The organism is Psychrobacter sp. ANT_H56B (genome assembly GCF_008369245.1).
Lineage (GTDB): Bacteria > Pseudomonadota > Gammaproteobacteria > Pseudomonadales > Moraxellaceae > Psychrobacter > Psychrobacter cryohalolentis.
Genome location: NZ_VOBF01000002.1, coordinates 79,294 through 102,273, shown reverse-complemented (window position 1 = coordinate 102,273; position 22,980 = coordinate 79,294). Strand labels below are relative to the sequence as shown.

Annotated in this window: 20 protein-coding genes; 11 read left to right on the top strand and 9 right to left on the bottom strand. The window is 42.8% G+C overall.

Translation table 11 applies throughout. The features are described 5' to 3' along the window. Positions 1 to 129 precede the first annotated feature (129 nt). Both FQ082_RS03115 and FQ082_RS03110 read left to right on the top strand, forming a co-directional pair. A complete protein-coding gene (locus FQ082_RS03115) occupies positions 130 to 1,080 on the top strand; it encodes a MetQ/NlpA family ABC transporter substrate-binding protein (protein ID WP_149492007.1) in 951 nt (316 codons plus the stop codon). 327 nt (positions 1,081 to 1,407) lie between these two features. Continuing rightward, positions 1,408 to 2,256, top strand: coding sequence for an aldo/keto reductase (locus FQ082_RS03110; RefSeq protein ID WP_149492006.1), 849 nt, complete (start codon positions 1,408 to 1,410; stop codon positions 2,254 to 2,256). 115 nt (positions 2,257 to 2,371) lie between these two features. On the opposite strand, the gene ccmE is transcribed toward FQ082_RS03110, so the two are convergent. From ccmE to ccmA, 5 genes are all read right to left on the bottom strand, one after another. Then, positions 2,372 to 2,872, bottom strand: coding sequence for a cytochrome c maturation protein CcmE (gene ccmE, locus FQ082_RS03105; protein WP_020444259.1), 501 nt, complete (start codon positions 2,870 to 2,872; stop codon positions 2,372 to 2,374). A 251-nt stretch (positions 2,873 to 3,123) separates the two neighbouring features. Then, positions 3,124 to 3,345, bottom strand: coding sequence for a heme exporter protein CcmD (gene ccmD / locus FQ082_RS03100; protein ID WP_149492244.1), 222 nt, complete (start codon positions 3,343 to 3,345; stop codon positions 3,124 to 3,126). A gap of 44 nt (positions 3,346 to 3,389) precedes the next feature. Beyond that, positions 3,390 to 4,178, bottom strand: a complete 789-nt coding sequence (gene ccmC / locus FQ082_RS03095) for a heme ABC transporter permease CcmC (RefSeq protein ID WP_011514426.1) — start codon at positions 4,176 to 4,178, stop codon at positions 3,390 to 3,392. 205 nt (positions 4,179 to 4,383) lie between these two features. Then, positions 4,384 to 5,040 (bottom strand): heme exporter protein CcmB, encoded by a 657-nt coding sequence (locus FQ082_RS03090; protein WP_188018904.1) that lies wholly within the window; start codon positions 5,038 to 5,040, stop codon positions 4,384 to 4,386. 115 nt (positions 5,041 to 5,155) lie between these two features. Continuing rightward, positions 5,156 to 5,785 (bottom strand): heme ABC exporter ATP-binding protein CcmA, encoded by a 630-nt coding sequence (gene ccmA, locus FQ082_RS03085; RefSeq protein WP_149492004.1) that lies wholly within the window; start codon positions 5,783 to 5,785, stop codon positions 5,156 to 5,158. A 131-nt stretch (positions 5,786 to 5,916) separates the two neighbouring features. Between ccmA and FQ082_RS03080 the strand changes: the two genes are divergently transcribed. The 3 genes from FQ082_RS03080 to FQ082_RS03070 all read left to right on the top strand — a co-directional run bounded on the left by FQ082_RS03080 (position 5,917) and on the right by FQ082_RS03070 (position 8,972). Then, entirely contained in the window at positions 5,917 to 6,966 is a 1,050-nt protein-coding gene (locus FQ082_RS03080; protein ID WP_262498138.1) for a hypothetical protein, read from the top strand. Between the two features lie 74 nt (positions 6,967 to 7,040). Then, positions 7,041 to 7,961 carry a YbjN domain-containing protein gene (locus FQ082_RS03075; RefSeq protein WP_149492002.1) on the top strand — a complete coding sequence of 307 codons (921 nt, stop codon included), beginning with the start codon at positions 7,041 to 7,043 and terminating at the stop codon, positions 7,959 to 7,961. 93 nt (positions 7,962 to 8,054) lie between these two features. Continuing rightward, the gene (locus FQ082_RS03070) at positions 8,055 to 8,972 is read left to right on the top strand and encodes a histone deacetylase (protein WP_149492001.1); all 918 of its coding nucleotides are present in this window, start codon (positions 8,055 to 8,057) and stop codon (positions 8,970 to 8,972) included. Between the two features lie 30 nt (positions 8,973 to 9,002). Here the strand turns inward: FQ082_RS03070 and FQ082_RS03065 are convergent, their stop codons facing one another. Beyond that, the gene (locus tag FQ082_RS03065; RefSeq protein ID WP_149492000.1) at positions 9,003 to 9,779 is read right to left on the bottom strand and encodes a sulfite exporter TauE/SafE family protein; all 777 of its coding nucleotides are present in this window, start codon (positions 9,777 to 9,779) and stop codon (positions 9,003 to 9,005) included. A gap of 126 nt (positions 9,780 to 9,905) precedes the next feature. Next, entirely contained in the window at positions 9,906 to 11,267 is a 1,362-nt protein-coding gene (gene coaBC, locus FQ082_RS03060; RefSeq protein WP_149491999.1) for a bifunctional phosphopantothenoylcysteine decarboxylase/phosphopantothenate--cysteine ligase CoaBC, read from the bottom strand. A 118-nt stretch (positions 11,268 to 11,385) separates the two neighbouring features. Between coaBC and radC the strand changes: the two genes are divergently transcribed. The 3 genes from radC (at position 11,386) to FQ082_RS03045 (ending at position 17,089) form a co-directional block, all read left to right on the top strand. Beyond that, complete coding sequence (gene radC, locus FQ082_RS03055) at positions 11,386 to 12,069, top strand: RadC family protein (protein WP_149491998.1); 684 nt, start codon at positions 11,386 to 11,388, stop codon at positions 12,067 to 12,069. Between the two features lie 320 nt (positions 12,070 to 12,389). Beyond that, positions 12,390 to 15,329 carry an acyl-CoA dehydrogenase gene (locus FQ082_RS03050; protein WP_149491997.1) on the top strand — a complete coding sequence of 980 codons (2,940 nt, stop codon included), beginning with the start codon at positions 12,390 to 12,392 and terminating at the stop codon, positions 15,327 to 15,329. A 386-nt stretch (positions 15,330 to 15,715) separates the two neighbouring features. Continuing rightward, positions 15,716 to 17,089 carry a dicarboxylate/amino acid:cation symporter gene (locus FQ082_RS03045; protein ID WP_011514436.1) on the top strand — a complete coding sequence of 458 codons (1,374 nt, stop codon included), beginning with the start codon at positions 15,716 to 15,718 and terminating at the stop codon, positions 17,087 to 17,089. Between the two features lie 126 nt (positions 17,090 to 17,215). Here the strand turns inward: FQ082_RS03045 and FQ082_RS03040 are convergent, their stop codons facing one another. Further along, positions 17,216 to 17,971 (bottom strand): TSUP family transporter, encoded by a 756-nt coding sequence (locus FQ082_RS03040; RefSeq protein WP_011514437.1) that lies wholly within the window; start codon positions 17,969 to 17,971, stop codon positions 17,216 to 17,218. 566 nt (positions 17,972 to 18,537) lie between these two features. Between FQ082_RS03040 and nhaA the strand changes: the two genes are divergently transcribed. Next, the gene (gene nhaA, locus FQ082_RS03035) at positions 18,538 to 19,740 is read left to right on the top strand and encodes a Na+/H+ antiporter NhaA (protein WP_011514438.1); all 1,203 of its coding nucleotides are present in this window, start codon (positions 18,538 to 18,540) and stop codon (positions 19,738 to 19,740) included. A 78-nt stretch (positions 19,741 to 19,818) separates the two neighbouring features. Next, positions 19,819 to 21,183 carry an oxygenase MpaB family protein gene (locus FQ082_RS03030; protein ID WP_149491996.1) on the top strand — a complete coding sequence of 455 codons (1,365 nt, stop codon included), beginning with the start codon at positions 19,819 to 19,821 and terminating at the stop codon, positions 21,181 to 21,183. A gap of 84 nt (positions 21,184 to 21,267) precedes the next feature. Here the strand turns inward: FQ082_RS03030 and FQ082_RS03025 are convergent, their stop codons facing one another. After that, a complete protein-coding gene (locus FQ082_RS03025; RefSeq protein WP_020444274.1) occupies positions 21,268 to 22,005 on the bottom strand; it encodes an NUDIX hydrolase in 738 nt (245 codons plus the stop codon). Between the two features lie 159 nt (positions 22,006 to 22,164). Between FQ082_RS03025 and FQ082_RS03020 the strand changes: the two genes are divergently transcribed. Beyond that, positions 22,165 to 22,686, top strand: a complete 522-nt coding sequence (locus FQ082_RS03020) for an HPP family protein (RefSeq protein WP_011514441.1) — start codon at positions 22,165 to 22,167, stop codon at positions 22,684 to 22,686. The last annotated feature ends 294 nt before the right edge of the window (positions 22,687 to 22,980 follow it).

Genomic DNA, 22,980 nt, shown 5'->3' with positions numbered 1-22,980 from the left:
ACTATCTTAACACTCGTTAACTTAGCAGCATTACTATTCATAATGTTGCTTTTTTAATGCGGTTTTTTTAATTCTATTTTTAATCTCAGTATTTTATCCTTTGACTCCTACCCTTATTAAGGAAGTTCCATGAAATTAACAGATATCAGCCGTCAAGTAGCGACTGCATTTGCTGCTGTTGGCGTATCAGGCCTAGTGTTGGTCGGTTGCAATAATTCATCAGCACCAGAAGCCACCAAAGAGCCAGTTACTGAAGGCGCAACCAAAACTACCAATACAGAAACCACTGCTACCAGTGATATTGATCCTGAACACAGCAAAATCGTCATCGGTACGACCGAAGGTGACTTTGCAGATATGGTTCGTAACCAAGTAAAAGGTTCATTAGAAGCACAAGGCTATGAAGTTGAACTGGTAACCTTTACTGATTATGTCCGTCCAAACGTTGCGTTAGCAGATGGCGATTTAGACATCAACATCTTCCAACATAAGCCTTATTTAGATACCTTCAAAAAAGAAAACAATCTTGATTTGGTAGAAGTTTTCCAAGTTCCTACTGCCCCATTAGGTATTTACGCTGGTAAAAAAACCAAAATCGAAGACGTTTATAAAGGTATGAGCGTTTCTGCGCCTAATGACCCAAGTAACTTTGCTCGCGCATTAGTCATGATGAATGAGCTTGGCTGGATTACGCTAAAAGACAATATCGATCCATTGACTGCCTCAAAAACTGATATCGCTGATAATAGCAAATACGACATAAAAATCGTTGAGCTAGAAGCGGCGCAGTTGCCTCGTGCGCGTGACGAAGTAGACTTTGCCATTATTAACGGTAACTACGCGACTGATTCAGGTATCAAGCTGACTGAGGCGCTATTCCAAGAGCCAAGCTTTGCTTATGTAAACTGGTCTGCTATCAAAACTGCGGATAAAGATAAGAAATGGGTAAAAGACGTTACTAACGCTTATAACTCAGATGCCTTTAAAAAATATGCTCACGATAGCTTCCCTGGCTATAAATATCCAAAGATTTGGGGTGCTGACACTACAAGTAGCGCACCTGTAGAAGCTGCTAAATAGTGAAAACAGTCATGAATAGTTAATAGATTTAATACGACTCATCTATTCAAATGATTCCGTTTTAAGTAATAACAAAAAGCCCATTATTGATAAATAATGGGCTTTTTTTGATCTGTATTTTAGTAATGATAAACAAAAAATAATTTAAATGACGTTACAGCCTGTTTGTCGTTTGTAGGAAAGCGTCACCTGCCCTTTCACTTACCGCAATTTCTTTCTATAGTGGTTAAGCTTATTAGAGATAGAGAACATTATATTTCTGATCAAATACTTTATTAATAACTATAAAAGCTATTAGTAGATCACAAAAAAGACAAGGATAATAATATGCGTGCTAAAACTTATAATATTCGCACCGCTGGACAAGCAAACATTCCGGTACTAGGACTGGGTACTTGGCAATCAACCGGTCAAGACTGTATCGATGTCGTCAGCCAAGGTCTAAAAATGGGCTATGAACACATTGATACGGCTGAAGCATATGGCAATGAAGTCGAGGTTGGTAAAGGTATTAAGCAATCAGGTGTCGCTCGCGATAAATTCTTTTTAACGACCAAGATATTCCCTGATGACATGAAGTTTGAGCCAGAAAAACTCGTTGCCGCTGCTAAGCGCTCATTGGAAAATCTAGATACCGATTACGTTGATTTACTGCTGCTACATTGGCCTGATGATCGCGTGCCCTTATCTGAAACCATCCCTGCGCTTTGTGAGCTACAAAAACAAGGGCTGACTCGCAATATCGGTGTATCTAACTTTAATATTGCTACCATCATTGAAGCCAAGAAATATGCTGACGTGCCGATTGCGGTCAATCAGGTTGAGTTTCACCCCTTTATTAAGCAAAAAACGTTGCAGACCTTTTTAAACAATCACCATATTTTATTGGAAGCGTATTCGCCGCTTGCCCGCGGAGATGTTTTTGATAATAAAATCATTAAAGACATCGCTGATAAACACGGTATCACCGCCGCACAAGTGTCGCTGGCATGGATTTTATCCGATAAGCACCGTATTGCGATTCCAAAAACGTCTAATCCTAAGCACTTACAAGGCAACTTAGATGCCATCAAAGTAGAGTTGAGTGCGGATGAACTTGAGAAAATCGGCAGCTTAGCGCGTAGTGACGGGCGTAAAATTAAGCATCCAGATTATTCGCCAGAATGGGATGATTAATAAATAACTCATACTTATTTAAGTATTAGGTTCGCCAAAAAAAAGCCAGTGATAAGATATCGCTGGCTTTTTTTATGTTTAACGCTTTCTATAATGACCAGTATTTTCAGCGCCATTACTGCTGTAAAGTCTTGGTCTCATGAATTTTTTCAGCAGGATTGTATTGCTCAGAAGAAGGAACTGCACCAATGCGATTATTTTCTTTCATCGATTTAGCAACTTCTGGCGGCATATAGTTCTCATCATGTTTTGCCAGCACTTCACCTGCGACAAAGGTATCGCCTTGCATTTTACCCGTCGCGACAACACCTGAGTTCTCAGCGAACAAATCTGGCAAAATACCTTGATAAGTCACGGGGACGGTCGATTGAAAATCCGTGATGGCAAATTCAACGCTCAATGGGTCGTTTGGCGCACGCTGTACACTACCAGCAACCACCATACCACCAGCACGAATACGTTTGTCTTGTGGCGCTTCACCTTGCGCAATGGCGGTCGCGTCAAAGTAGTAGTCGGTCTGTTGCCCTATAGCATAAATCACCAACACTACGGCTATGGCTGCCCCTGCAAGCGTAAACATAACCCACATCAGTTTTTTACGACGAACTGCGTTCATACTACTACCTCATTGATGAGTCGCTGTTTTAGACATTATCCATCTATAAAACAGAAAATATTAAAGAAACTACCATTAGAAAAACGTCCTAAAAATGTCTTTCTAATCGTACTCTTCTAATAACTATATGGTAGCATTTTATGAATAACTCAATAAGGTTACCTACCTTGATAGAAATCCTTTATCTGCTCATTTATGTATCAGCGCAATGTATCAAATCCAGATATTAAGGGTATGAGATAAAATGATTTCTAGTGAGTATTTTTAGTCACCGGTGTTGGCGTTTTGGTCGTGCGCTGTGCCTGACGGGCTTGTTGAATCGCCAGCTGCTTAATAAGAGCATGTCTTTGACGACGGCTATAAAATACAAAAGCCAGCATCATGCCAACGGTAATCGCCCAGCATGACCAGACAAAAACGCCATGCTTACCCATTGCAATAAACTCAGAAAAACTATAAAAGTAAGGCTGCATCATATTTCCCTAGCCGTTATTTAGTTGGTCGACAGTCATTACAGTCATTTGGCTTGTCCACGGATGTATTCTTTCACCCACGCTTTACCTTGATCACGATGCAAGATTAAAGTGTTGGTACGGTAAATCGCTAAAGTTGCGACCAACAGGTAACTACCAATAATCATCAATAATAATGGCAGCCACATATCTGCTGACATCTTAGGTGCCGCAGTCAAGGTAAAGGTCGAGCCTTGGTGTAAAGTGTTCCACCACTCTACTGAATACTTGATAATCGGCAGATTCACTGCGCCAACGATAGACAAAATAGCGGCAGCTTTACCGCGATTCGCCGTATGTTCAAAGGCGGCAAACAATGCCATCACACCGGCATATAAAAATGCCAAGATCAGCATCGATGTCAGCCGCGCATCCCAAACCCAGTAGGTTCCCCACGTAGGTTTTGCCCAAATAGAACCCGTCAGCAAACTAATCACACACAATAAAAACCCCAGAGGAGCAAGTGCCTGCGCCACAAGGCTGGCGGTCTTGATTTTCCAGACTAAGTAAATCACCCCAAGTACCGCTAAGGAAAAATAAATTGAAATAGCAAGGCTTGCTGCCGGTACGTGGATAAAGATAATACGATAGCTATTGCCTTGTAAGTAATCAGGCGGCGCAAAAGCCAGCCCCCAGATACTGCCAATGAGCAAGCAAAGACTTGCTAGTATCGCCAGCCACTTGACCCAAGGCGAAAAGATGCGAAAGAATTCCTTGGTACCCACCGTGGTCAGGAAAACTTGCCAAATGCGTTGCCACAGGCTAGGAGATGAGACATTATTTAGGTTGGGCATGGAAATAAACCTATTACGCAGCTAGTGATTATCAAGTTAAACGCATGATTCATACAATTATCCGCTAACCTGCTGGCGTTAAACGCTGGATAGAATCTACACGTGAGTGTGTTTAATAGACTATTATAGCAAAGTTGCCAGTTTTCATCATGTTGTTAATATAAAAGGCTTTAATAAGAGAATGAACACCATGCCAGTATAAACTTTAATTCAACCACGACATTTTTAACGTCATAGCAATCACCCATGGCATCACTAGCACCGAGATAATACTACCTGCCAGCAACAACGCCAAAATAGGCAGACCGTTAAGACCCGTAGCAAATAAATCAACCGCACCGGTGGCAAAAATCAATACCGGCAACTGCATCGGCAAAGCGATTAAAGGCACTAGCACAGCGCCATTCTTCAATGATAACGTCAAACTACTAGCAACCGCTGACAGCATTAACAGCATCGGACTACCCGTAACAATTGATGCCATCAATATCCATGCCTCAAACCAACTCAGCTGAAATAAAGGCACAGCAAGCAAACTTAATGCGGCCACAATACCACTGCTAAAAATCCAGTGAATCACCAAACGGATAAGCACCCATAACGGCAGCGAGGCTTTGGCGACAACCAATTGCGCCAATGTGCCATTATCAAGCGCGGGCTTAAACAAACCATCAACGCCCATCACCAATGACAATAAAGCGGCAATCCACACCGCCGACACCCCAAGGCGTTGTAATAGTGCAGGCTCGCTTCCAACCGCTAGCGGAAACAAGGTAATAATCACCAAAAACAGCACTAACGGATATAACCACTGTACCGCTCCCTGCTGCTTTACTTGCCACTCACGGCGCCACAGCTGCATAAAACTGATACTGCGCACATCAGCTGTATGAGCATTTATGATTGATAATGAACTGTCTGTTTCTATCATTTATACGCTCTTCCACTGATGCTTATCGCACTGATATTGATAGTATTCATACCATGTAATCGGACAAATCGAGCACTTGATTGGCAACGCCGACTACTTGGTGACTGGTCATTAATATCGACCCGCCTTTATGAGCAAAATCGCGCAATCGATCTTCCATGCGGGCTACCATATCAACATCGAGTGCGGTGAATGGCTCATCAAGTAACCATAATGGCGTCACTTCAGGCGTCAGTAAATATAACCGCGCAAGGGTAATTCTTCGAGTTTGACCCGCGGATAAATGACTTGAGCTTATGGTTTCAAATCCTTGTAATCCTACCCAAGTAAGGGCATCATCAATATCAGCAGCGCTTGGTGTGATACCATATAAATTGAGCAAAAAGGTCAGGTTTTGGGCAACAGTGAGATTGGGATGAATACCCAATTGGTGCGATACATACAAAGGCTGAATCGGTAAACTGACCGCTCCTTGATAATAAGTCTCTCCTGTTAGCACCGGTAATAATCCAGCCAGCTGCATAAGTAATGTCGTCTTACCAGTACCATTAGCACCAATTAGATGGCAAATGCTGCCTGCAGACAACTTGAGTGACACCCCTTCACATAGAGGGATTTCACCACGCTGAACGGTCAGCTCATCAAGTGCAAGTAAGGCGGTATTCAGAGCCGTCATTACAACCTCTCATTATTTATTGACCCGCAGTCAATATTCATCACAAACCAAGACGATGTTCGTGGCATAATACTTTATGCCCCATAACCATACAGTATAACAAATTGTCGATTACTATGACCTCAAAACCTATGCAGACTTCAAAAGATATTCAAACCCCAGCTCAAAAATCAGACATGCCTATGCTAACGATAAACAGCTTAATTGATGCACAAGTTACGTTTATGCAGCAATGGTTACGTAAGCAAGCTGAACCGCTGAGCATGGAAGCTTGGCAGTGGCTTGGTGCGCAGCCATTGGACAAATATATCAGTAGCGATGATTTACAGCGCCTACTTAATGATTGGCTACTAGACCATCCTTTAAGCGAGATGATGCGTGCCGATATCCGTGATATCTTGCATAGCATTATTTATCATCCAGCCAATGACAATGTGCCGTTATCAGAGCTTATCGATGATACACAAGTTGAAACGCTAGCGAACTATGTCGGCAGCCATGAGCAGCAGCGTAATATCTTGATTCATACCTTGGTTGGCAACGATACATTTGCAGATTTGTTGACCCAAACGCTATACCACGCCATCAACGACTTTATGGAAAATACGCTAGAAAAAGCGGGCGGTGTTGGCAAACTGATGAAGCTTGGGCGTAGCTCATTTGAAAAGGCAACCAACAGAAATCTTGATGAAAAATTGCAGACGTACCTGCATCGTAATATTAAAGATTTGGCGCATCGCGCAGAAGCCAATGCTCAAGAACATTTATCCAATGAAGAGGTGGCTCGATTATTGGTCACTGGTTGGGCGCGCATTAAAGCGCAGCCGATTAGCCATCTCCAAACCTATTTACGTGATGAGCCTAATGATAGCAGTATCGATCATATTGAAGCCAGTATTCAGCAGAGTTATAACCGCTTACGCATCTCCCCTTATTTACATAGCCTTGTAGCAGCGAGCGTTGATACTTGGTATCGCAACCATCAGTCCGATACCATAGCACAGGTGGCAGAAAGCTTACATATTAATGAGGCAGCAATGATGCAGCTGTCCACTACCCTAATGCCTATCATCAATGATGCGTTTGAGAGCGAATGGTTGACCGCGCATCTGCGTGAAATGCTACAAGCGTTTTATAGCCAGCCCAATATCAAAGACAGTTTGAGTTTCAGCAACCAGTAATTTATTTTTGCCTGCTTTTTTATGTGTATTTTTTCTTAATCTTTATATTTCATTTGTTGGTTAGCACACTATTTATGAGTCAACGTAATAAACTCAGCTTATGGCAAAAAATGAAGCAGCTGCTAACCACATCCACTGTGCGCTCTGTTATTGAGAAGATCAAATCGTCGAAGGATTTGACAAGCGCTGACTTTGATGATGAGATTGATAGTCAGGTGAGTGCTTCACAATTAGCAACTGACAATATTAGTACGGGTAATGTTAGTACAGATAATATTAATACTAATCATAAAGAAACTGACCCTAACAATGTTGACAACACTGTCAGCGATAAAAATGCACCTAGCACAGACGCAAATGTCACCGATAACATCGATACTACGAATAAACCTATCGAAGTTGAAACCGATATTGATACAGCTATTGGCAAAGATTTCGAAAATAGTGCAGAGCAAAAAAGTGAGAGCAATTTATCCATTGTCGATTATCTAAAGCAATACTTCGACGATAAAGGGTGGCATTATAATCATTATCAGCCCAAAGCAAGAGACAGCCAAAAATCCCATTATTTGTCTTTAAGAATGCGCAATAAGCAGCTTGATTGTGGTTATCTATTTCGAGTACAAGAAAAAAATAAGCTGCTGGCAGTCTATGGTATTTTGCCATTTTTGATACCAGAGAGTCATCAAAGTGCCGCTATGCTACTCATTACTCAAATCAACTATGACATGATGGTTGGCAATTTAGAGATGGATATCAATGATGGTGAGATACGCTATAAAAACGCCATTGATGTCGAAGCAGTCGGACTTGACGACGATATTCTTGAGCATTTATTACAAAGTATCATTGCCATGACGACGGTTGCGCATGAGATATTTAGTGATTTGGTCAATAACCAATACCCTGCTGAAGAATTATCCGATCTACTTTTGCAGCTACGTCAACAATCCGATTCAAGAACCTTCTTTTTGCCCACTCAATTTGTACAGTGAGACTGGATTTTTCCCAGTGAAACCATCAGCTCAAACTTATTATGTTAGACAACACTCTACTCAAAAAGCCTTCAATACGATATTAAAAATACTATGTTAAAAATTGCCTACTCTGATATTTTTCGTTATTCAGTACCCGAAAAACATCGCTTTCCGATGCAAAAATACACCATGATTCCTGAGCGCTTATTAGCGGAAAAGACTATTAGTGCGAATAACTTTTTTGCGCCCACACGCTTAAGCGAAGATGAAATTTTAACGACGCATACTGCTGACTATTGGTATCAACTTAAGACCCAAACATTACCAAGAAAAGAAGCGCGAGCGATCGGCTTTGAGATGACGCCTGAGTTAGTAGAGCGTGGGCGCTATATTGCTCACGCGACTTATGAATGCGCACTTTTTGCACAGCAATACGGCGTCGCGATGAATATCGCGGGCGGTACCCATCATGCCTTTGCCGATCATGGTGAGGGATTTTGCGTCTTTAATGATGTCTGTGTCGCGAGCAATTTACTATTAAATCGCGGACAAGCACAAAGGATATTGGTCGTTGATTTAGACGTCCATCAAGGCAATGGCAATGCCAGTATCATGGCAGATGAGCCACGCGTTTTTATCTTTAGTATGCATGGCGCAAAGAACTATCCGTTTCGTAAACAAGTATCAGACTTAGATATTGAGCTAGATAACGATACTGGTGATGAGCAATATTTACAGATTTTAGCGCAGACCTTGCCAAGACTGATAACGGATTTTGCACCTGATATGATTTTTTATCAGTCGGCGGTTGATGTACTAGCGACGGATAAATTAGGCAAGCTAAGTTTAACCATAGAAGGCTGCAAGGCGCGTGATGAATATGTCCTACGCCAAGCCAAAACTGCCAATATTCCAATCGCTATCGTCATGGGCGGCGGTTATTCAGAAGATATTAATGATGTGGTTGAAGCGCATTGTAATACCTTTCGACTGGCGCAGCAGATGTTCTTTGATGAGGCGACTGACTAAAATTTAGCATCAATTCTATTCTCGCTTCTACTAAGCCATAAACGACATGATTCCCTGCCAGCCGATACGTATACCAAGTACTGTGAGGATCACTAAGATAAGCTGACGAAAGCGTGCTTGTGGTAGATAACGTCGCAAGCGGATGCCGACTAAGAGCGCGGTGATTGACATGACACTAAGTAAAGCAATCAGCTGCCATTCACCACTGCTTAATGCCATGATAGGCTCACGCAATACAATGATTTGGGCAATTTTACCCAAGAAATAGCACATATTGCCGACTTTAGCGATAGTATGCTTATCGTTGCTTGCAGACAATAAATACATCATCAATATGGTCGACATAGCATTGGTCGCGCCGCCAATCACGCCTGCACTAAAGCCAACGATGATTAACACAGGCTTGGTAGCAGGTAGACGAAGTTGCTTACCAAGCAAGCTGCTTATGACGTAAAAACCAATAACGGCTGCCAATAACAATAAAATATATGCGCTATCGACCCATAGTAAGAGCTTCGCGCCTAAAATACTACCGAGTAAGCTGGTCAATGCCAGTAACCAATAGTGCCTGCCATAATAGATGAAATTTTGCCAAATCGTGCGACCACCACCTGCCAGCCAAGTCATCGCATTGAGCAATAATGAGGGGAAAATGACTAATACAATAGCATGTGGTAAAGGATACATACTGGCAAGCGCGGTAGTAGTCACCAAGGTGATACCTAGGCCACTAATACCGTGTAGTAAGGATGCCAGAGCAAAAATCGCAATGAGCAATAACGTTTGAGTACTATCGCCATCTATCATGTTAGCCCTACTAGTCAAAACTTCATATCTTCTTCGATATGTATTATGCTTATGCAACACGTAATCATACGAATCGTCACTACAATGCGTACTGTAATGAGCAGCATTGAGTACCACTAAACATTATTAAATACTGTGACGTTGCCAAATCGCCTCACCAATAATCGTCGTTAGCTGCTCAGCAATTTTATCCTTACTCGCTTTATCAAGTATGATGCTATCATGCTCATAATGTGTTGAGAAAAAAACCTCCATCGCATTGTCATCACTGGCAAAGCCAATATCAGCACGTGAGACGTCATTGCAAGCAATCAAATCTAAATCTTTAGAAAGCAGCTTACCACGAGCATAACGTTCAACATCTTGAGTTTCTGCTGCAAAGCCAACGACAAATAACTCAGGATGAGCAAGCGAAATCGTCGCTAAGATATCAGGGTTTTTGACCAAGCTCAGCGTCATCGAATCTTGGGTTTTTTTAATTTTTTGTGGTGCCGCCTCTTCCGTTCGATAGTCAGCCACCGCAGCGGTGGCGATAAAGATATCAGCCATTTTCATGCTACCGTCATCGATAGCATCAGTATGCTCATCATCGCAATCACAATCGCCATGGTCATGGCTGTGCTCGTGCATATGATCGTGAGAATGATCATGTTCATCTTCAACCATATACTGTAGTGCACTATGCGTGCCTGTCACACACTGCTGCGCGACCGTCAACATCTCTTTAGCTGACAATACATCAATGCGCGTGACATTGAGCGGTGTTGGCAAAGCAACTTTGCCACCAGCAATCAAGATAACGTCTGCACCAGCAGCAACACAGGCACGCGCCAAAGCAAAACCCATTTTCCCCGTAGAATGATTAGACAAATAACGCACCGGATCAATGGCTTCAACGGTCGGTCCTGCGGTAATCACGACTCTTTTACCTGCCAATAACTGAGGCGTCGTCTGCATTGCTTGAAACAGTAAAATTTCTTCTAATAACTGTTCAGGCTCAGGTAAGCGTCCTGCACCCACATCGCCACAAGCTTGCTCACCACTAGCAGGCGCAATGATTTGGTAATTCATATCACGCAAGGTTTGCACGTTTAAGTTAACGGCCGGATGCGCCCACATCTGTTGATTCATTGCAGGCGCGATAATGACTGGCGCTGTCGTTGCAAGACAGACCGTGGTCAGTAAATCATCTGCCATACCCATTGCCAGCCGCGCTAACGTATTGGCAGATGCCGGCGCGATGACCATAAGGTCTGCCCATTTTGCAAGCTCGATATGACCCATGCCCGCTTCCGCTTTTTCATCGAGTAACGAGATATGCACCTCATTACCCGTCAAAGCTTGTAGGGTTAGTGGAGTGATAAAAGCCTGTGCACCTGACGTCATAACGACGCGCACATCAAAGCCTGCCTTGATTAATAGACGGGCAAATACAGCAGATTTATAAGCGGCAATACCGCCAGTGATAGCAAGCAGGATATTTGACATAAGCGTGGCATCAGCAAAAAATTGAAAGATAAAATTGCGCTTATAGTAGCAATTATGCGATAAGTTAGGGAAAGTTTTCTAAATTTATCTCATCGCAAGTGCATCTTAAGGAATAAGCATGGCAATCAAAGACTGGCATGAGGATGATAGACCGCGTGAGAAGCTATTAAAATTTGGCGCCGCGCACTTATCCGACGCTGAGATATTGGCGATATTTCTGCGCACGGGCACACAGTCGCAGTCAGCCATTGAGCTGGCTCGCCATCTGATCGAGCAATTTGGTAGCCTTGCAGAGCTGTTAGCAGCGCCGCAAGAAACTGTCCTTGCTTGTCACGGCATCGGTCCTGCCAAATACGCGCAGATACTCGCCTCACTTGAAATGGGCAGACGCTATTTGGACAGTCAGCTTAAAACGGGTCAAGGACTTGGACGCTCGCAAATGGTCAAAGACTATATCAGCACTCAGTTGCGCGGTGAGCCGCGAGAAGTGTTCGCTGTGCTATGTTTGGACAATGCCTTGAATCTAATCAATTTTGAGATATTGTTTACAGGCGGCATCTCTTCTTGCTCCGTCTGTATCAAGCATGTGCTACGTCATGCGTTAAGCCATGCAGCAAGCCAGCTCATTATTGCTCACAACCATCCGCATACCGATGCTAAGCCATCAACGGCGGATAACTTGTTAACCTATGAGCTCAAAAAAGCTTGTGACCTTATAGATTTGCCTTTGATTGACCATGTCATCGTTGGGCGCAATGAGACTTTATCTTATGCTGAAAACGGTTTAGCGCCTTTTAACTAACGTTTAATGACTCGCATTTGGTTATATACACAAATCTTGATACATATTATCGACACAGCGTAGCGTTTTCGCTCTTGATAGTTATAAACAACTGTTTCATATTGGTAGTTAACTTCATTTTTGGGAGAGCCTTTATTCCCGATGCGAAGTTTTTATTTTATATCAGCTCTATTTGAAATCACTAATGTCAAAAAACTAAAACTATTTTTCACTATAAAAAAGGAAGCTTGGAATATAAAACAACAATCATAGTTATTTCAAACTTTCTTATTCACTTATATTTTGACGCTTTTTTATTAAGCGTTGCAAAGGAGGCAGTTATGGCCATTGGCTTATTTATTTTGGCAGTCATCATTCAATTAGCCATGGTCTTGGCCATCTTTTTGTTGTCATTATCGCGTGTCACAGGCAGCATCATTGCCTTAATTACTGTCCTCGTTACTGCTTTCATCAGTCCATGGTCGCTTATCTTAGGTCTACCCATTGCGCTACTTTGCCTGATGTTGCTGATCACCCCTATTCGTCAAAGCATGATCACCAAGCCTGTTTATAAAGCCTTGGGCGGCGCCATGCCAAGCATGAGTGACACCGAGCGTGAAGCACTTGATGCTGGTACTAGCTGGTGGGAAAAAGAGCTGTTTATGGGCGCGCCTGATTGGGATACGTTTGCAAAATACCCCTATCCAGAATTGTCAGAAGAAGAGCAAAGCTTTATAGATAATGAAGTAGAAGTGCTCTGTGCAATGCTTGATGAGTGGCAAATTCATCATGAAGATAAAGAGCTGTCACCAGAGGCGTGGCGATTTATCAAAGCCAATGGCTTTTTGGGTTTAATTATTCCCAAAGAATATGGTGGATTAGAATTTAGCTCATATGCCCAAAGTCGCGTGATGAGTAAGATTGCCTCACGCTCGCCGACTGCTGCAGTGACCTGTATGGTACCAAACTCACTCGGTCCTGGTGAGCTATTGATGCATTACGGTACCGATGAGCAAAAGCAGCGCTGGCTACCGGGTCTAGCGAAAGGTGAAGAGGTTCCGTGCTTTGGCTTAACAGGCCCAGAAGCGGGCTCTGATGCCGGTGCGATTCCGGATACTGGTGTGGTTTGTTATGGCATGCATGAAGGTGAGCAAGTGCTGGGCCTGCGCATGAATTTCTCTAAGCGCTGGATTACTTTAGCCCCTATAGCCACAGTAGTAGGTTTGGCATTTAAAATGCATGACCCCGAAGGTTTACTTGGTGATCTTGAAAAAACCGATTACGGTATTACTTGTGCGCTGGTGCCTGCCAGCCACCAAGGGGTCATTATCGGTCCACGCCACAATCCAATCGGTTCGCCATTTATGAATGGGACAGTCGATGGTCAAGATGTCTTTATACCGCTAGATTATATTATTGGTGGAGTGGAAAATGCAGGTCGCGGTTGGCGCATGCTGATGGAATGCTTGGGTGTCGGTCGCGGAATCTCATTGCCTGCCCTATCGACTTCTGCCAGTGAAATGAGCTATTTGTCGGTTGGTGCCTTTGCAAAGGTTCGTGAGCAGTTTAAAATCTCCGTCGGCAAATTTGAAGGCGTGCAAGATGCGACCAGCCGCATTGCCAGTAATACTTATATGTTAGAAGCTTTTAGGCATCTGGTGACTTGTGGTCTAAACCAAGGCGGTACGCCATCAGTGATGACAGCAATGGCAAAATACTATGCCACTGAGACCATGCGTTCAGTGATTAATGATGGTATGGATGTCGTTGGTGGTCGCGCAGTACAAATGGGACCGCGCAACTTTTTAGCAATTCCTTATCAAGCGATCCCAGTATCAATTACTGTTGAGGGCGCCAATATATTGACGCGCTCATTGATGATTTTTGGTCAAGGGGCGATGCGCTGTCACCCTTATCTATTCGATGAGCTGCAACTACTACAAAGCGAAGATAAAGAAGGCGCGCTCAAGCAGTTCGACAATTTATTCTTTAAGCATTTGGGCTATACCTTTAATCGCGGTGCGAAGGCGTTCGTCGCAGGCTATGTTGGTGGCAGCAATAATGCGCCAAATTTTGCGGATAATTTTACCCGTCCCTATTACAAAGACATTAACCGCTTAAGCGCAGGCTTTGCTTTAACTGCTGACATGTCTTTAGGGTTATTGGCTGGTGATTTAAAACGCAAAGAGATGCTATCTGGGCGCTTAGCAGACATTCACTCTCATCTATTTATCTGTACAGCTATTTTGCAGTTTTATGAATATGGCAGCAAATCAGTCGCTGAGCGCTTGCATGCTGAAGTGGCGCTAAAAAATAGCCTTTATACTATCCAAGAAGCATTCCTATCTTTATTTGCCAATTTTCCAAATCAGTTTGCAGCCAAATTAGTGAGCTTTGTGACTTTTCCCAGTGGTCGTATCTTTGCCCCAGTGAGTGATGAATTAAAATGCCAACTGGGTGATACGTTTATGGATGACTTTGAAGCAAATCCCTTCCGCGACTATCTTAAAACCATGGTTTATTATAATACTGAGCCGGATGATGTCACGGGTCGTATGGAGCATGCTTATCAAATACTGCTCGAAGTCGAACCCTTATGGCAGAAATTTAAAAAAGCAGAGCATAAAGACAGTTTTGAAGGTTTAACTTTTGAAGATCATGTGGTCTATGCCAGTCAAAATGGCGACATTACTGAAGAAGAAGCTGAACAGCTAATAACCTATAATTCGATACGCTATGATTCCTTATTGACCGACACATTTGATAAGCATTTATCAAATGTGCAAGAACGTGCTAACCCACACAGTTTAGAGAACGCTGTACATAGACTAACTGACTATGCTGAACTAAAAAGCGATGCTCAGTTAAAAAACAATGCTCAGTTAAATCAGGCATTAAACCCTGATAATCTGCAGCAGACCTCTGAGAATATCGCATCAGTTGATTCAATGCCAGACAATAACCAACCAACAGGAGATACTAACCCTGATCATGGTTACGAAAGTGATGGCGATGTAAAAATGGTCAATGAACAAGATACCGCCAAGGAAATTAATGCACAGACTGATTTTCAGGATTCACATCCTGAAATAGAAGCCCTTGGCTCGCGTCACCGTGATGCAGCATCGCATCTAAATGAACGTATGAGTTATAACCATAGATTAAACAAAGATAAATTTGCTAGCACAAGTAGCGAGCAAGACAATCACGAGCAGCAAACAGAAACCAGTGACCCTACATGGAAAGATGGTTTGCGCCGTGACGAAAACGACAATGTCTAACTAGGATTGATCTACCTATCGCCATTTATCTATATTGATTGAAGCAAGTGAGATGGTCTCATCAGAGTCATCTCGCTTTTTTATTTTACCGCTCATATTATTTTTTTATGCTCCTTCAACAACGCTTCATTCAGTCAAATTCATATGAATTCTTGGCAGATGAAAAATCCGAACATACTAATATTGTAATGTCACGTTATTTAAGTCATAAAAAAATCTTGCAGTCTCCCTAACTATTCTTTTATATTGTCCCCCAAAATCTGACTTAAAGGTCAGTTCATATATTTATAGACGTCACAGTAACAGTCATGACAGCAATCTTGCACTCATATTGAGCGCGCTATTGTGTCTATTGCTGTGCGTAACGGACACCAAGGATAGCGTTTATGTGGAAAAATATGGGTTTGACCGGCAAAATTATTGTTGCCATGGTGCTCGGTATTATACTGGGTCTATTTATAAACTACTCTGGCTTGAACACGGAAGGCAGCTTTGTTAATAATTATGTCACCAACGGTTTTCTTGCCATTGTCGGTAAGCTGTTTGTTAACTCGCTAAAAATGCTCGTCGTGCCACTGGTCTTGATTTCACTGATCTGCGGCGTATGCGGTATCGGTGATATTCGTCTATTAGGGCGTATTGGTACTAAAACCTTTTTCATCTATATGGTGACGACCGCACTGGCGATTGCAACTGCTATTGGGCTTGGTGTGCTGTTTGGTATCGGAAAAGGCATGAATATAGCAACAGAGGCGGCGTTTGAAGCTGAGAAAGCGCCACCACTACTCGATGTATTTTCCAATATTATTCCCTCTAACCCCATCAGTGCGATGGCAAACGGCGATATGCTATCGATTATCTTCTTTGCCGTTTTGATTGGTATTAGTATTTTGATGGTAGGAAAACCCGCTAAAGGCTTGGTTCAAAGTTTAGAGCTCATCAATGAAGTCATCTTAAAAATGGTGACTATCATTATGAATCTTGCACCATATGGTGTCTTTGCGCTATTGACCAAAGCAATGGCAGAGCTTGGCTTAGACCTGATTTGGTCATTGCTTGGTTATGTTGCGGTACTGGTTGGTTCACTGGCATTCCATTTCTTTGTGACCATGATGATTGTCCTTAAGCTGTCTTCAGGCTTGTCAGTCAGAACGTTTTTGGCAAAAATGCGCGAAGTACAGATTTTTGCTTTTAGTACTTCAAGCTCGAATGCAACGATTCCAATTACCTTGCGTACGGTCACCAAGCGCATGGGTGTTAATAACTCAGTTGCTTCATTCACCATCCCTTTTGGCGCGACGATCAACATGGATGGTACAGCCATCATGCAAGGCACAGCGACCATTTTTATTGCCAATATTTATGGTATTGACTTGGGTATAACTGAGTATTTGACCGTTATTTTGATGTCAGTGCTCGCCTCTGTCGGTACGGCAGGTGTTCCGGGTGTTGGTCTAATCATGCTGTCAATGGTATTTGCCCAAGTCGGTCTACCGATTGAAGGTATTGGTCTTATTTTAGGGGTCGACCGTATCCTTGATATGTTACGTACAGCAGTCAATGTCGGCGGTGATGCTGCGGTGACCGCTATCGTCGCAAAATCAGAAGGTAAAATGGATTTAGCGATTTATAACGATCCTGATGCTGGCTCAAAAGATGTCTTTGACGGTCATATCGATGAGAACAGCGAACGCGAATTCTCTGAAGTCTTTAGCGATGGCATTATGGGCAGCGAGTATGATGATGTTAAGCGCGGCTAATCGTGATCAGTGATTGCCTATAAATAAGTCATAAAAAAACCTCAGCCGATTGGTCTGAGGTTTTTTTATGCAGCAAGTACGTTTTTAGACCAAGAGTTGCATTCTTCTTGATCAATCTACCCTCCACTAACCGAGTACATATTTAGTCACCATCACAAGACAAACCAATACAATCATGGGACGAATGAGTCTACTGCCGCCTTTTACTACCATATGCGAGCCAAAATACGCCCCTATAGTTTGCCCTACCATCATCGCCAGCCCTACTGTCCACAATACATTACCGCCCAATATAAAGAAGATTAATGAGCCAATATTGGTCGATAAATTCAGTACCTTTGCCGCACCAGTTGCTTCGATAATTTTTCGACCACGTAATGCCACATTGCCAAGCGCAAAAAACATACCTGTCCCAGGTCCCATATAGCCGTCATAAAAACCAATTAAAGGGGCGGCAATTTTTTGCCAAGCACCTTCTGAGATACGAGGGGCAGCTTCCACTTCACCAAGTTTGGGGGCAAACAAAGTATAGATACCAATGGCTGCAATCAAAAATGGAATCAGCTTTTCTAACAAGTCAGGTGGCGATAACTGCACCGCGATTGAGCCAAAGATAGAGCCAATAAAAGCCGCAATAATCGCTGTTTTAATATTCTTGGGTTTAACCACACCCTTTCTAATCATGGTAATAGACGCTGCTAGTGCCCCTGATGCTGCTTGTAGCTTATTGGTACCCAGTGTCAATACAGGCGGAATATTGGCAAGTAGCATGGCAGGAATAGTCAACAAACCACCGCCACCAGCAATAGCATCGATAAAACCTGCCAACGCGGCTACAGCGGTCAACATTAAAATAACTTCAATAGAAAGGGATACGTCCATGACACTGACCTGCAAAATTTATGATATAAGAGACACAAGCCTTAGAACATTCAACCAATTCTACTTTTTAGCAGCATTTTTTTAGCAAAACTTTTTGATAGTATGTTTTTAAAAACGCTCATTTAAAAATAGTTGAATGAATATCAGGCAAAAAATATGGATAGATAATGTGTATATTATTTTGATAACGGCTAATGCTATAAGAGTCAAATCCGATGCTAACCGTTACGTAAAGCGGCTTATTATAAAGATAAAACTGCGAAAAAAGCCATAACCCTAGCAAAGTCTGCTAGATTTATCGCACAAGGTACTTTAAAAACAGCTTTTTTCGTCATGCAGCTTTCAAGTTAAAAGGTAAAACCGGTAACCTATTTCATTTGTTTATATGAATAAGAATATGAGAAACTAGGGATATACGTCTATTACACTGGTATTATAAACATCAGTGCTAACAAAGACTCGTCCCCATATGTGGTCGCGTACTTAAGGCGGAGCCATTACAGACATACAAAAATACTTGAGCTTTTGAATACTTTCGCACGTTTTATTTGGTTAATGAGGACAATATGGCAATACATAAAATCAGAGCGTTTTTTAATCTCGAGGCTTCGGGCGGTATCGTCCTAGCGCTGGCAGCTATCGCAGCAATGATTATTGCTAATACTTCTCTAAATACGTGGTACGAATCCTTTATTCATGCACCTGTCGCTATTCAAATTGGCAGCTTCTCAATCGCTAAAGATGCGCATCATTGGATTAATGATGGCTTGATGGCAGTGTTCTTCTTTTTAGTGGGACTTGAGCTTAAGCGTGAAGTGTTAATCGGCGAGCTGTCCAATGTAAAGCAAATTATCTTGCCAGCAGGGGCGGCTCTTGGCGGCATGATCATGCCAGCCATCGTCTATCTGTTTTTTAACTATAATGAACCTGAGTTTTGGCGAGGTTGGGCGATTCCTGCCGCAACCGATATCGCCTTTGCTCTTGGTATTTTGAGTTTACTTGGTAATCGCGTACCCAATTCATTAAAAGTATTCTTAGTCTCCATTGCTATCTTTGATGATATCGGCGCGATTATTATCATTGCTTTATTTTATACCAATGATTTATCGCTTGGTTCACTGGCTATCGCGGGCTTATGTCTGCCGTTTTTATATCTGCTTAATCGCCGTAACGTTACTAGCATAACTCCTTATTTGCTAATTGGCGTTATCATGTGGGTTGCCGTACTCAAATCCGGTATCCATGCAACGTTAGCTGGGGTTGTATTGGCGCTATTTATTCCTTTATTTGATCGCACTGACCCTGAGCATTCCCCGCTTGAAGAGCTTGAGCACGACTTACAAAACACCGTTTCTTACGGTATCCTGCCATTATTTGCTTTTGCCAATGCGGGCATTTCGCTTAAGGGCGCAGGGTTTGGTGAGCTGTTTCATTCTGTGCCGCTTGGTATTGCCGCCGGACTGTTCATCGGTAAACAAGTAGGCGTCATGCTGATGTGCTGGTTAATTTTTAAATTGGGCATTTCTACTATGCCAAAAGGCATGAACTTTAAGCAAATCTACGGCGCAGCATTGTTATGTGGTGTGGGCTTTACCATGAGTTTGTTTATCGGTGGGCTTGCATTTGCCGGTGAGACGCCATTATTTGATGAGCGTTTGGGTATCATTATGGGTTCAATCGTCTCTGGTATCGCAGGTTATATGATGCTCAAAGCCACTTTAAAAGATGAGGTTAATGTAACCTCTGTAGACTTAACGCGTCATTCTTAATGTACGATTGAGCTACTTTATCCCAAAGTAGCTCAATCAACTTAATAAAAAGCAGTTGCTACAGAGTTGCTCATAAATATGGATTCCATCGACATCTCTAAAAAAATCGCTAAAACAAGTGCCGCCAGTGCTCGGCAAGGTGCAGGCTGTCATCAAGCGCCTGTTTCTTATCAGCGTCATGGACGCACCACTGCCATTGATGATCATAGTGATCTGCAAGTATTAAAACGCATTAAGCGCTATCTACTGCCAAAAGACTTTGTCATCTCGCAAGATTTGTTAGAGGAAATAGTTGCAGGCTACGATATTGGCGATCCAATAGCAGATGATCTAGCCTCTGATGGCATTCGTTTTGCCAAGCCATTACAGCAGTTTATTATTGATAAGAAAGCGGACTCTAACCTCAAGAATAATTCCTCATTCAACGCATTAACTGAACAATTTAGTCGCCATCCCGATTGGTTTGATCCTAAGCTTGCCCAAATCGGCGCGGTTGCCTATCGCCGTTATCCACTGATGCTGATTTGGTTGTTGCGTAATGTGGCTCTCATGGCAGGCTATAGTATCCCTGCCTTATCGCTACCGCTGATTCAGACTGGCGCACTGATGCATGACGCTTTACCAAGATTGATGCGTACCTACGCCTATATCTTGGCGGTCTCTGAGCACCCTCAATTGCATTTAGATTCAGAACCTAGCAAACCTAATATTGAACGAGTATTGGCTATCGGCTCTGAAGGTTGGCAGCAATCCATTAAAGTACGTCAAATACATACTTCAGTACGACAGAACTTGCTTAAGGGTAAAGGCAATGCTGCTAAAGGCGTCATACCAGATGCCAACCAACATCACAACCCAGATGGCAGTTGGAATACTGCATATTGGGGTATTCCTATCAATCAAACCGATATGATTGCTACTCATTTGCAGTTTTCACTGTTGATTATGCGCGGATTAAGATTGCTTGGCGCCCGTATTAGCACTGAGGAAGCAGAAGGCATTTTGCATTTATGGAATCTTGCCAGTTATTGGATGGGGGTTGATTTGCAGCGACTGCCAAAAGATGAAGCCGCCTGTTGGGAATGGCTCTATACCTATTTGTCGATTCAGCAGCTTGATTTTAAAATGGGACGACCACTGGCAAAAGCCCTGCACGATTTGCCACGTCAGCTGATGGGTGAGGACAATCGCCGTGGGCGTTTTGTTGAGATGGTCAATGCCAGCGTGACCCGTACCTTGGTTGGTGATGATATTGGCGATGGGCTAAACCTGCCAAAATCAAAAATACGCTTTGGCGTATTGTCTTCCGTGCCGATTCTATTTGCCCTCGATACTGCCCGTCAACACAATAGTAGAGTTGCCAACAAGCTAGAAGCATTTCGTGCTAAACGCCAAGACAATATGAACTGGTGGTTAAAGAAGAATGATGATGATTATAAATAGAATGCATTCATTCATTATCACTAACGTTTATAATAACGATCCTCCTTCGCCAAAAACATGATTGTTAGCGAATATCTAACACTTCTATGATCGAGTATCTTGTATGCGGTAATACCACTCTAGCTGCCGATCAAAGCCTGTTTCTAATAAACTGGCAATGACTCGTCCCGTCAGACCCCACACTGTTTCGCCATCTACTTGCCAGCTCGGTGTCAGAAGCGTTGCTGCCTGATCTTGCAATGTATATTCTATAGAATATTCGACTGTCGGCTGAGTTAATAAAGTCTCAAAATCTGCCCAAAAAATGCGTGATATCTCTCCAAGCTCTGGCACCAAAAGCAGATCTGGCGCAATCAGCGCCACAATAGGACGTACACTCATACCACTTTTAGAGGTTTGGATAGGCAGTTGACCAAGCAGCTGAACTTTATTAGGCGGTAGCGCGGTTTCCTCGCAAGCCTCACGTAGGGCGGTAACGACATTGTTACCATCGCCTACTTCATGTTTGCCACCAGCACAGGATACCTCGCCAGCATGACTGTTCATATGAGCAGCGCGGCGAGTCAGCAGCAGCTTAGGATGGCGCTCATGAGTGATAGCGACCAAGATAGAGGCATCGGCGATTGGGGTTTGATAAAGACTATTTAAAATACGGGCACTGCGCGAATGGTCGTGAGAGTCATAAAGCGCGGGACTAGCAATAGCCTTTAATGTCTCGTGCTGCACCCGTTCAGCCAACTTTCTGATCGTGGGATAACGTATAAAATCTGGTACAGCGACTGTCATTTCATCAAAACGTACGGACTGTGAGGGATTTAGCATTATAATTGCCCTGTTTTTTTATCAGTATTAGCCATCAAAACGTTGAATGGTTGCAGCAAGCAGATTGCGACAACCGTCAGACAGACATGGTCTTTTATCATTGTACGACTGCAATTGGTCCTCATGGATCAAGGGTGTCATTCATATATTATTTAGGAAATGCTCGTGGATAAGATTTTTTCATTACATAAAATGCAGGGCAAAACTGATGATTGCCCGCAAAGACTGCCATTAGTCATCATTGCCATTGCTTGGGCTGGCGGAACAGTTGCCACTGCTGTATTGGCATTACTGGGAAATTGGCAAAATATCGCGATGATTTTGGGCTCATTTGGCGCCAGCTGCCTGCTTATTTTTGCTTATCCAGAAAGCCCTTTTGCTCAACCAAGAAACATTGTCGGTGGTCATCTTATTACTACCTTTACTGGCTTAGCTTTTATGTCTTTATTTGGGGTTGAGTGGTGGAGCTTGTCCCTTGCCGTTGGTACGGCAATTGCTCTAATGTTACTGCTGCGCGTACCGCATCCACCTGCAGGATCCAATCCATTGATTGTGATGCTCGGCGGCGTAAAGTGGCATTTTTTGCTCACTCCGACGCTAGTAGGTGCCCTTGCTTTAGTAGTGGTAGCGCTGATTTACAACAACATTGGTCGTGGCAGACACTACCCGCGCTATTGGTAACATAGTCAATTTAAAATAAAGTAGAGTCACTTATAGCCTAGCGCAATCTGATAATAACTGCATACCTTTTGTGTGACTGATAGGCTTGGTCTATTCTGTTAGCACACAAGGAATTCCAACGGTGATTCAACTCACAAAATACGCTGTTATTATCATTGCCAGTATGAGGAAGATTTGTGTTATCTTAATATAAAGGGCGATTGTCAGATAATCATCTGATATTCGATAGCCCTAGTATCTGATACAACAACAATTATAAATCTTAAAATTATACGTCTTAAAGTAACCTTATCT

Excerpts from the sequence above, each read along its gene's own strand:
- FQ082_RS03075 (WP_149492002.1), top strand. The coding sequence starts at position 7,041 with ATGAGTCAACGTAATAAACTCAGCTTATGGCAAAAAATGAAGCAGCTG.
- FQ082_RS03115 (WP_149492007.1), top strand. The coding sequence starts at position 130 with ATGAAATTAACAGATATCAGCCGTCAAGTAGCGACTGCATTTGCTGCT.
- FQ082_RS03080 (WP_262498138.1), top strand. The coding sequence starts at position 5,917 with ATGCAGACTTCAAAAGATATTCAAACCCCAGCTCAAAAATCAGACATG.
- ccmD (WP_149492244.1), bottom strand. The coding sequence starts at position 3,345 with ATGCAGCCTTACTTTTATAGTTTTTCTGAGTTTATTGCAATGGGTAAG.
- FQ082_RS03065 (WP_149492000.1), bottom strand. The coding sequence starts at position 9,779 with ATGATAGATGGCGATAGTACTCAAACGTTATTGCTCATTGCGATTTTT.
- FQ082_RS03090 (WP_188018904.1), bottom strand. The coding sequence starts at position 5,040 with ATGCAGCTGTGGCGCCGTGAGTGGCAAGTAAAGCAGCAGGGAGCGGTA.
- ccmC (WP_011514426.1), bottom strand. The coding sequence starts at position 4,178 with ATGCCCAACCTAAATAATGTCTCATCTCCTAGCCTGTGGCAACGCATT.
- FQ082_RS03050 (WP_149491997.1), top strand. The coding sequence starts at position 12,390 with ATGGCCATTGGCTTATTTATTTTGGCAGTCATCATTCAATTAGCCATG.
- radC (WP_149491998.1), top strand. The coding sequence starts at position 11,386 with ATGGCAATCAAAGACTGGCATGAGGATGATAGACCGCGTGAGAAGCTA.
- FQ082_RS03110 (WP_149492006.1), top strand. The coding sequence starts at position 1,408 with ATGCGTGCTAAAACTTATAATATTCGCACCGCTGGACAAGCAAACATT.
- FQ082_RS03030 (WP_149491996.1), top strand. The coding sequence starts at position 19,819 with ATGGATTCCATCGACATCTCTAAAAAAATCGCTAAAACAAGTGCCGCC.
- FQ082_RS03025 (WP_020444274.1), bottom strand. The coding sequence starts at position 22,005 with ATGCTAAATCCCTCACAGTCCGTACGTTTTGATGAAATGACAGTCGCT.
- ccmA (WP_149492004.1), bottom strand. The coding sequence starts at position 5,785 with ATGACGGCTCTGAATACCGCCTTACTTGCACTTGATGAGCTGACCGTT.
- FQ082_RS03040 (WP_011514437.1), bottom strand. The coding sequence starts at position 17,971 with ATGGACGTATCCCTTTCTATTGAAGTTATTTTAATGTTGACCGCTGTA.
- coaBC (WP_149491999.1), bottom strand. The coding sequence starts at position 11,267 with ATGTCAAATATCCTGCTTGCTATCACTGGCGGTATTGCCGCTTATAAA.
- FQ082_RS03020 (WP_011514441.1), top strand. The coding sequence starts at position 22,165 with ATGCTCGTGGATAAGATTTTTTCATTACATAAAATGCAGGGCAAAACT.
- nhaA (WP_011514438.1), top strand. The coding sequence starts at position 18,538 with ATGGCAATACATAAAATCAGAGCGTTTTTTAATCTCGAGGCTTCGGGC.
- FQ082_RS03045 (WP_011514436.1), top strand. The coding sequence starts at position 15,716 with ATGTGGAAAAATATGGGTTTGACCGGCAAAATTATTGTTGCCATGGTG.
- ccmE (WP_020444259.1), bottom strand. The coding sequence starts at position 2,872 with ATGAACGCAGTTCGTCGTAAAAAACTGATGTGGGTTATGTTTACGCTT.
- FQ082_RS03070 (WP_149492001.1), top strand. The coding sequence starts at position 8,055 with ATGTTAAAAATTGCCTACTCTGATATTTTTCGTTATTCAGTACCCGAA.